7 protein-coding genes are annotated in these 8,724 nt (G+C 46.6%); 4 read left to right on the forward strand and 3 right to left on the reverse strand.

Features of this window, described 5'->3' with window-relative positions:
* The first annotated feature begins 41 nt into the window (after nt 1–41).
* Together CUS_RS09050 and CUS_RS09055 are read left to right on the forward strand one after the other, a co-directional pair.
* Nucleotides 42–1,781, forward strand: coding sequence for an ABC transporter ATP-binding protein (locus CUS_RS09050; RefSeq protein WP_037276973.1), 1,740 nt, complete (start codon nt 42–44; stop codon nt 1,779–1,781).
* The gene (locus CUS_RS09055; RefSeq protein ID WP_002849849.1) at nt 1,774–3,531 is read left to right on the forward strand and encodes an ABC transporter ATP-binding protein; all 1,758 of its coding nucleotides are present in this window, start codon (nt 1,774–1,776) and stop codon (nt 3,529–3,531) included. Before CUS_RS09050 ends, CUS_RS09055 begins: the two co-directional genes overlap by 8 nt.
* Nucleotides 3,532–3,577: 46 nt before the next feature.
* Here the strand turns inward: CUS_RS09055 and CUS_RS09060 are convergent, their stop codons facing one another.
* The 3 genes from CUS_RS09060 to CUS_RS09070 all read right to left on the reverse strand — a co-directional run bounded on the left by CUS_RS09060 (nt 3,578) and on the right by CUS_RS09070 (nt 5,313).
* Nucleotides 3,578–4,357, reverse strand: a complete 780-nt coding sequence (locus CUS_RS09060; protein WP_002849848.1) for a hypothetical protein — start codon at nt 4,355–4,357, stop codon at nt 3,578–3,580.
* Nucleotides 4,358–4,475: 118 nt separating this feature from the next.
* The gene (locus CUS_RS09065) at nt 4,476–4,982 is read right to left on the reverse strand and encodes a hypothetical protein (RefSeq protein ID WP_002849846.1); all 507 of its coding nucleotides are present in this window, start codon (nt 4,980–4,982) and stop codon (nt 4,476–4,478) included.
* Nucleotides 4,983–5,049: 67 nt separating this feature from the next.
* Nucleotides 5,050–5,313: a hypothetical protein gene (locus CUS_RS09070; protein ID WP_157769515.1), complete on the reverse strand. Its 264-nt coding sequence runs from the start codon at nt 5,311–5,313 to the stop codon at nt 5,050–5,052.
* Between the two features lie 133 nt (nt 5,314–5,446).
* Between CUS_RS09070 and CUS_RS09075 the strand changes: the two genes are divergently transcribed.
* Together CUS_RS09075 and CUS_RS18600 are read left to right on the forward strand one after the other, a co-directional pair.
* Nucleotides 5,447–6,169: a response regulator transcription factor gene (locus CUS_RS09075; protein ID WP_002849850.1), complete on the forward strand. Its 723-nt coding sequence runs from the start codon at nt 5,447–5,449 to the stop codon at nt 6,167–6,169.
* A complete protein-coding gene (locus CUS_RS18600) occupies nt 6,129–8,678 on the forward strand; it encodes a sensor histidine kinase (RefSeq protein WP_002849847.1) in 2,550 nt (849 codons plus the stop codon). The genes CUS_RS09075 and CUS_RS18600 overlap by 41 nt, the downstream gene beginning before the upstream one ends.
* Nucleotides 8,679–8,724: the final 46 nt, after the last annotated feature.

The following is an 8,724-nucleotide window of genomic DNA, read 5'->3' on the forward strand; positions in this document are numbered from 1 at the left end:
GACAGCAACCACTGTCCGTCAAATCATGTTTGGAGATAGATATGTTCAAATTGTTCCGATATCTGAAAAACTACAAAAAGGAAAGCGTAATTGGTCCGCTGTTCAAGCTGATAGAGGCTTGCTTTGAACTTGCTGTACCGCTGGTCATGGCGAATATCATCGACATCGGCATAAAAAATGAGGATATGGGCTATATACTGAAAATGGGCGGTGTCATGGTGCTACTGGGCTTTCTGGGACTTGCCTGTTCGCTTACGGCGCAGTTTTTTGCGGCTAAGGCATCGGTAGGCTTCGGCACTGCTTTGCGCACCGACCTGCTTAAACATATAAACAAGCTGTCATATACCGAGATAGATAAGATAGGCAGCAGCACTCTCGTCACCAGAATGACTGCTGACATAAATACCGCACAGTCGGGCGTGAATATCCTTCTAAGACTTCTTCTGCGCTCGCCGTTTATCGTTATAGGTGCGGTCATCATGGCGTTCACTATCTCGGTGAAGCTGACGCTTATCTTTCTTGTAATCGCGCCATGTCTTGCTTTTGTCATATATAAGATCATGAGCATCACTATCCCGCGTTATAAACATATCCAAAAGACTCTCGACCGCACGAATCTGCTGACAGGTGAGGCGCTGACAGGCGCAAGGGTCATCCGCGCTTTTTCACGTCAGCAGGACGAGGAGAAAGAGTTCAGGCAGATAACCGATGAACTGACCGACCTACAGATAAAAGCCGGCAGGATAAACGCACTGATGAACCCCATGACCTATGTTATCGTGAATATCGCCATAGCCGTCATAATCAGGGCGGGCGCAGGTCAGGTGTTCAGGGGGACTATCAGTCAGGGCGAGGTCATAGCGCTGATAAACTACATGAACCAGATATTGCTGGCGCTTCTCGCTATGGCGATACTTGTAACGAATATCACCAAGATGCAGGCATCAGCCATACGCATAAACGATATTTTCGCAGTAAGTCCATCTGTCAGCGATGATGGCAATATCGAGGTAAAGGCTGTCGAAAATGCGCCGTGTGTCGAGTTTAAAGATGTCAGCTTTTCCTACCATGACAGCGAAGAGTATGCGCTTGAAAATATCAGCTTCACGGTCGGCAGGGGAGAAACTGTGGGCATTATCGGCGGTACAGGTTCGGGCAAAAGTACGGTCATAAATCTTATACCTCGTTTTTACGATGTATCAAAGGGTCAGGTGTTGGTGGACGGTGTTGACATAAAAAAATATCCTTTCAGACAGCTGAGAAAGAAGATAGGTCTTGTGCCGCAGAGGGCGGTGCTGTTCAAAGGCACTATCCGCGATAACATGAAATGGCGTGATAAGTCTGCTTCCGATGATGAGATAATAAGCGCCTTAAAACTGGCGCAGGCGTATGATTTTGTTATGGAAAAGCCCGATAAGCTTGACGAAATGATCTTACAGGAGGGCAAGAATCTCTCAGGCGGTCAGCGGCAAAGACTGACTATCGCGCGGGCTTTTGTAGGCTCGCCCGAAATTGTCATACTTGATGACTCCGCATCAGCCCTTGACCTTGCCACAGATGCAAGACTGAGAAAAGCTATCGCTGAACAGACAAGCGGCATGACCGTTTTCATAGTATCACAGAGGATCTCTTCCATAAAAAATGTTGATAAGATAATCGTTATGGACGATGGCAGGATAGCGGGTATAGGTACACATCAAGAACTTTACAGAAATTGCAGTATCTACCGTGAGATATGTCTTTCTCAGCTTTCCGAACAGGAGGTGAACGGCATTGGATAAGAATAAAACAATAAATAAACCTGTGCTTAAGCCTCTTCTTTCGTATGCAAAGCCTTATATATGGCTGTTCGCTGTGTCTATGGCGCTGGCGCTGGTCACGGTTGCTACTACACTTTATGCGCCCATACTTATCGGTCAGGCTGTTGACCTTATCATAGGTCCCGATAACGTTGATCTCAAGGGACTTGTGCCGATAGTTATAAAACTCTGTGTGACTGTTGCGATGACAGCACTTTCGCAATGGCTGATGTCGCTCTGCACCAACAAGATAACTTTCAACGTTGTGCGCGATATAAGGAACAAGGCTTTTGCAAAGCTGGATAAGCTGCCGCTTTCATATATAGATTCGCACCCTCACGGCGATATCATCAGCCGTATAATCACAGATATCGACCAGATATCTGACGGGTTGCTGATGGGTTTTGCTCAGCTGTTCACAGGCATATGTACAATTATCGGTACTATAATCTTTATGCTGGGCATAAATGTAAAGATATCGCTGGTGGTCATCATACTGACGCCGCTTTCGCTGTTTGTGGCGAGGTTCATCGCGAAAAACACATTCGACCTATTCCATAAGCAGTCAGAAGCACGCGGCGAGATGACTGCACTTGTGGAAGAAGTGACAGGCAATCTGAAAACAGTTCAGGCTTTCGGCTATGAACAGGAAGCAGAAGAGCGCTTTGATGTCTTTAATCAGAAACTCAGAGAAGTCAGCGTAAAGGCGATATTCTTTTCGTCACTTACCAACCCGTGTACACGTTTCGTAAACGGACTTGTCTACATCTCCGTCGGCATTCTCGGAGCGCTGACCGTGTTCGGTGGCGGGGGATTTACTGTGGGCAATCTTTCGAGTTTTCTCTCTTACGCAAACCAGTATACAAAGCCGTTCAATGAGATATCAGGCGTTATCACCGAACTGCAAAGTGCCCTCGCATCTGCAAGGCGTGTCTTTGATATCATCGATGAACCCGAAGAAAAGCCCGACAGCGAAAACGCTTTTGTACTCAAAGATGTCGATGGCACTGTTGATATCGAAAATGTTTATTTCAGCTATGACCCCGATGTCAAACTGATAGAGGACTTCAACCTGCATGTCAGGGCTGGCGAACGTACCGCCATAGTAGGTCCCACAGGCTGCGGAAAGACCACTATGATAAATCTGCTGATGCGCTTTTACGATGCCGACAGCGGCAAGATAAGCATCAGCGGCAAACCGATAAAAGACTGCACCAGAAATTCCATGCGCTCGATGTATGGCATGGTATTGCAGGAAACATGGCTGAAGACCGCCACTATCCGCGATAATATCCGCTACGGAAGACCTGATGCCACCGAAGAAGATGTCATCGCGGCGGCGAAGTCAGCCCACTGTCACGGTTTTATAAAGCGTCTGCCGCAAGGCTATGACACTGTCGTTTCAGATGCTTTCAGCACCCTTTCTCAGGGTCAGAAACAGCTTCTCTGCATCGCAAGGGTGATGCTGTCACTTCCTCCCATGCTGATACTTGATGAAGCTACTTCATCGATAGATACCAGAACTGAGATAATAGTTCAGCGCGCTTTTGCTAAAATGATGAAAGGCAGAACGAGTTTCATCATAGCCCATCGCCTTTCTACCATAAAAGAAGCTGAGAATATAATCGTAATGAAGTCAGGTCATATAGTCGAACAGGGAACTCATGACAGCCTGATGGCAAAAGGTGGCTTCTACAGTGAACTTTACAATTCGCAGTTCACCATAGATTAATAAAAAAGGCAATACCCGCGCGGTATTGCCTTTTGCTTTTGTCATATCACATCTGTTCGGTGATGAAACTGTATGTGGTGCCGCAGTTGTGCTTGATGGTAACATTACCTGTATCAGGACTTATCCTGACTTCCACGACCCTGCTGTCTTCGTACATTTTCTTAGCAAGTTCTGCCGCTTCGTTGAATGCCTTTACCTTGTTTTCTGCGGAATATCGCCCCAATGAGTCTGCATATTTTGAAGATATCCTGCCAAATTCTTCGATGACCTTTTTAAAATCTGCGTTGTCTTCCGGCAGTACATCATCAGTATATGTTCGCACGCGGACGGTATTTGACACATTATCACCGTAAACCGCATATACATTGTATGTCACCCAGCTGTCGGTGTTCGGCTTGAAATAACAGCTGTAGACATTTTCATCGTTTGCTTTCATCTCGCTTATCTGCTTTCCGTCCTCGCTGTATAAGGTGACTTTTAGTCCCGCGCTCACCTCTTCGGGCGGAAGTTCAAGCCCGAAATAAAAACCGAATTCGTCATCAGCCGGGATAAATGTGCGATTAGTTGTCAGCTTGCGGATAGTTTCACCCTCCATGAATTCTTCCATATCTGTCAGTGTTTCTTCCTCTGTGGTCGTTTCGTCGGAAGTCGTATCTTCATCGGGGGTAACGGTTTCATCCGGTATTACAATTTCTTTTGTACTCTCATAAATTGCGGTAGTTTCGCTGACAGAATTTGCGTTTATATCATTTGGGTTTTCACTGCACGCCGAAAGCCCTGTACATAATGCAAGTGCCAGCACAGCAGAAAGAAATCTCTTGCTCATTAAACTATCTCCTTTATAAAATAAAACTTTTACACGAAGTTAAGTATATCAAATTTTCAGCCCCATGTCAACGAAAACCACTTTTATTCGACTATTTGCATAAATGCACGCTTTGCTGTTATCTTAAATTTTGTGGCGAAAACAAGCCCTCACCCAGACCCCCTGTGCCTGTTCGGGTTAGGAAGTTGATGTACCCCCCGCCGCCTTTGAGCATCTCGATACGTTCTCCGCCCTTCTGACGTGTGACTTTTATATCGTCATTCTCGACGAAGCCCATCTCATCCAGTATCTTGACGATCTTCAAAAATGCCGTTGTCGATGTGTTAGTCAGGTGGGCGGTGTACAGTACCGCTTCATCGTGGAGCAGACCCCAGATAGCCCTTGCAACAGCTATCTCTGATTTACCGTTTCGGCGGGGTATCGAGTACCCGAACTTGATGTGTACCCAAAGCCCGTCATCATCGGTCGCCATGATATCGTAGAGCATTGACTGCTGCCATTCCATCGTTTTGCGGCTGGACTGGTCGTAAAGCAGTATAGCTTCGCCGCCCTTTGTCTGAGTGTACGGCAGTACCACCGATTGTGTAGGAAACTGTCTGCCTATACGCTTTTCAGCTTCGGGCATACAGTTCTACCTCCCTTATAGGTATAAAAAAAGCACCTGTCGCCGACATATATGTCGGTTGCAAATGCTAGATGTTCTCGGCGGTTCTGCCCAGCACCTGAATGGCGTGTTCTGCCGTTTCCTTGACAGCCGCACCGCCTATCGCCGCCCGCACACGTTCGGCAGGGAAGTCAGCTTTCTGCGGTTTCAGACCGATGCCTTTCTTTGCATCTAGGGCGGACTGGACTTCCGCGCAGATGGCGTTCACATCATCGTAATTGCCCCGCAGGAGCGGTTCTAGAATGCTCTGGGCGATGTTGTTGCAATACACAGGGCGTAATTTTTCAGCCACATCTTCATCGATTTTGTTGCATTATATAACGAAATATGGTATAATGGTATTAAGCTAATCTTAAGATTTCCCCCACCCCGGATTTAAGAATAATGCCTTATCATATAAGCATACAAGGAAAGGACATAACGTTATGGAAAAACTTGCAGCAACGATATTAGTAGTGGACGATGACAGAGATATAGTGGCAGCTATCGCGAAGCTGCTGGAACTTGAAGGCTATTCTGTCGTTAAAGCATATGACGGCATAGATGCTCTGGAAAAGCTGGCAGAAAATGATATACAGCTTATCCTCATAGATGTCATGATGCCGCGCATGGACGGACTCTCTGCAATAATGAAGATACGTGACAAGCGAAATATCCCGATAATCGTCCTGTCTGCCAAATCAGAGGATACCGACAAGATACTCGGTCTTTCGATGGGTGCGGATGACTATATCACAAAGCCCTATAACCCGATGGAGCTGACAGCGCGCGTCAGAAGCAGTCTGCGCAGATATATGCAGCTGGGAGATATAGGCAGCATAAACAAAACGGACGTTATAAAGATAGGCGGTCTGGAACTTGACAAAAGCGCAAAACAGCTGACTGTTGACGGAGAACCTGTCAGACTGACCGCCACCGAACTGAAAATACTCGAACTGCTGATGGAGAATGCAGGCAGAGTCTTTTCGGCGGAGGACATCTATCGCCGTGTCTGGAACGAGGACGCCTACGCAGTGGAGAACACGGTAATGGTGCATATAAGGCATATTCGGGAGAAAATAGAGATAGACCCGAAAGAGCCGCGATATTTAAAGGTGGTGTGGGGCATTGGATACAAAATTGAAAAAAATAAGCAGACTATTTCCTAAGCCTGCGAGAGTCACTGCATTCGTGCTTGCCTGCATAACGGCAGGTTCAGCGATATTTGGTGCGGTGATGACGAGAGAGCGCGAATGGGTGCTGCAAAGCGATGACAGCTATGGCAATATAGAAACAAGCTACCTTGCTTCTGAAAATTACCGCCGTCAGTTAAGAGATATGTACGAACAGCTGTGTATACTCGGTGTCTGTGAACTCGCCCAGTGCGATGACGACATGAACTATATCGGCAATAAATACGTGCAGTCGGATTTCATGTGGTATCTCGACTTTAACCAATATAAATACAAAAAGACCGACAGCGGATTTCTTCCGGTTTCTGATATGTTCGATTATTATGTTTCATATACGAGACCTGTCATTGAAGAAGTCATAGCTGATGAAACGGTAACAGACGAAGAAACTACTTATCAGCAAACGGCTTCGACTGATATTCCGACAGAGCCGAAAACACTGTATGTTACGAACCTTTCTGCCGATACGATACGCGATGACATGACAGAAGAAGAGCGTATTGAAAAGCTGAAAAAAATTTCTTCTTCGTATATCCTGCGTGATGACGATGTCTTATCCTCTGACATGACATCATCAGGCACGATGCTTTATTATGATTATCCCGCAGTTGAGGACGGACATCTGATCGAGGCAGGGGAGAGTTATCCCAATAACTTTCTGCCGATGGGCGGGTGGTATCACGACAGCTACGGAAGATACGTTTACAACTTCGGCAACTCTGAACCTATAAAGTTTTATACCTATCCGGGCAACAGCAAAGCCGGTATAATAGCTAGGCGCGAGGCTATAGAGGAAAAGGTCAGGTCTGATGAGTTCTGGGCTTCAAAAAGTTACTCCGATACTCAGCGGATAACATGGGTGGAAGAGGACGGCGGATATGTGACCTACAGCGGCGATATCTTCTCACAGCCCGACTATCAGGCGTATAAGGGCGACACATCGGGGCTTACAGTATTCATCGCCCCGAAGGAAGGTGTACTTGAAAAATATGGTGAAGAGTACGCGGGTGTACTTCATCAGTACAATGTGATCAAAAATGTCACAACAGTGATGGTCGTGCTGGCTTTGCTGTTGGTACTCTATCTGATGACAGCCGCCGCAGTGAGCGGGCTCACACATGAAGAGGGCGGCGGGTTATTGGTGCATATCCCGTTCGAGGTGCATCTGATCGTTCTGCTCTTACTGTTCTTCTATATTCTCGGAAACTATTACAACGGCGGCTATGAGTTATCGCGTGATCTGCTCGAACTTACAAACTCCCGTCTGCCCGGCAATATATTCAGTTTTATATGGGACTGCGTACTTGCGGCGGCAGGTCTGCATATCGGCACACATATCATAAGAACGGTCTTTGGCAGAAAGACAAGGCAAAGCCTTTGTACACCAAAGCTGGCAGGCAGATTAGCCGCAAGATTCCGAGAAACCGAGTTCTGCAAAAACAGACAGCACATGCCTGTCGGTAAAAAGCTGAAAAGGCGCACTCTCTGGACTGTAGCGGCGGCTGCGGTCGCATTCTATGCAGTAGTGATGCTGTATGAGTATGGGTACAGTGTGGATATACCTGTTATGATGGGTATAGCGGCACTTGTGGTGTTCATCATTACTCAGACGCAGAATTTCATGCTCTCGCGTGACCTTTCCAAACTCGACCGCCGCATCGAAGCACTCAGACAAGATAAGCCCTTTGATGAAAAAGTATCTGCCATTTCTGATATCAAGGCTGATATCGACATGCTTGATTCCATATCCGAAACTGTCAATGAAGCGGTGGAAGAAAGGATCAAGTCAGAGCGCATGAAGATAGAATTGGTGGCAAATGTTTCACACGACCTCAAAACGCCGCTGACATCGATAATCAGCTATATCGACCTGCTGAAAAAATCTGACCTTGATGACGAAGCATCTGCATATGTGCAGATACTCGATAAAAAATCACAGAAACTCAAAAGCATAGTCGCAGATGTTTTCAGCCTTGCCAAAGCCACCAGCGGCATCGATGTCAGTATGGAAGAACTTGACTTTGTGATGCTTTTCAATCAGAGCCTTGCTGATGCTGATGACAAGATAAAGCAGAGCGGAAAAACTGTCAAGGTAACGGTCAGCGAGGACAGCGCCCCCATAGTCGGTGACGGCGCAAAGCTGTACAGGGTATTCCAGAATATCATTGACAATGCGCTGAAATATTCTATGGACGGTTCGAGAATATTCCTTGAGATAGGCAGGGTCGGCAAAAATATCGTATTTACTGCAAAAAATACTTCCTCTTACCCGATAGATTTCACACCCGAAGAGATAACCGAACGTTTTGTGCGCGGCGACAGTTCACGTACCGACGGCGGAAGCGGTCTTGGGCTTTCGATAGCAAAGAGTTTTACCGAAGCCTGCGGCGGACGCTTTGATATAGTGCTTGACGGCGACATGTTCAAAGCATCTGTCACCATGCCGATAACCGAGAAAAATGAACCTGAGAAAGAAATAATATGAAAATGAAGTGAGAAAAAAACAGCACTCTCGTATTAACGAGGGTGCT

Origin of the sequence: Hominimerdicola alba 8, from assembly GCF_000178155.2 — a bacterium.
In the GTDB taxonomy this organism is placed as follows: Bacteria; Bacillota; Clostridia; order Oscillospirales; family Ruminococcaceae; genus Hominimerdicola; species Hominimerdicola alba_C.

Excerpts from the sequence above, each read along its gene's own strand:
- CUS_RS09050 (WP_037276973.1), top strand. The coding sequence starts at position 42 with ATGTTCAAATTGTTCCGATATCTGAAAAACTACAAAAAGGAAAGCGTA.
- CUS_RS09065 (WP_002849846.1), bottom strand. The coding sequence starts at position 4,982 with ATGCCCGAAGCTGAAAAGCGTATAGGCAGACAGTTTCCTACACAATCG.
- CUS_RS09075 (WP_002849850.1), top strand. The coding sequence starts at position 5,447 with ATGGAAAAACTTGCAGCAACGATATTAGTAGTGGACGATGACAGAGAT.
- CUS_RS09060 (WP_002849848.1), bottom strand. The coding sequence starts at position 4,357 with ATGAGCAAGAGATTTCTTTCTGCTGTGCTGGCACTTGCATTATGTACA.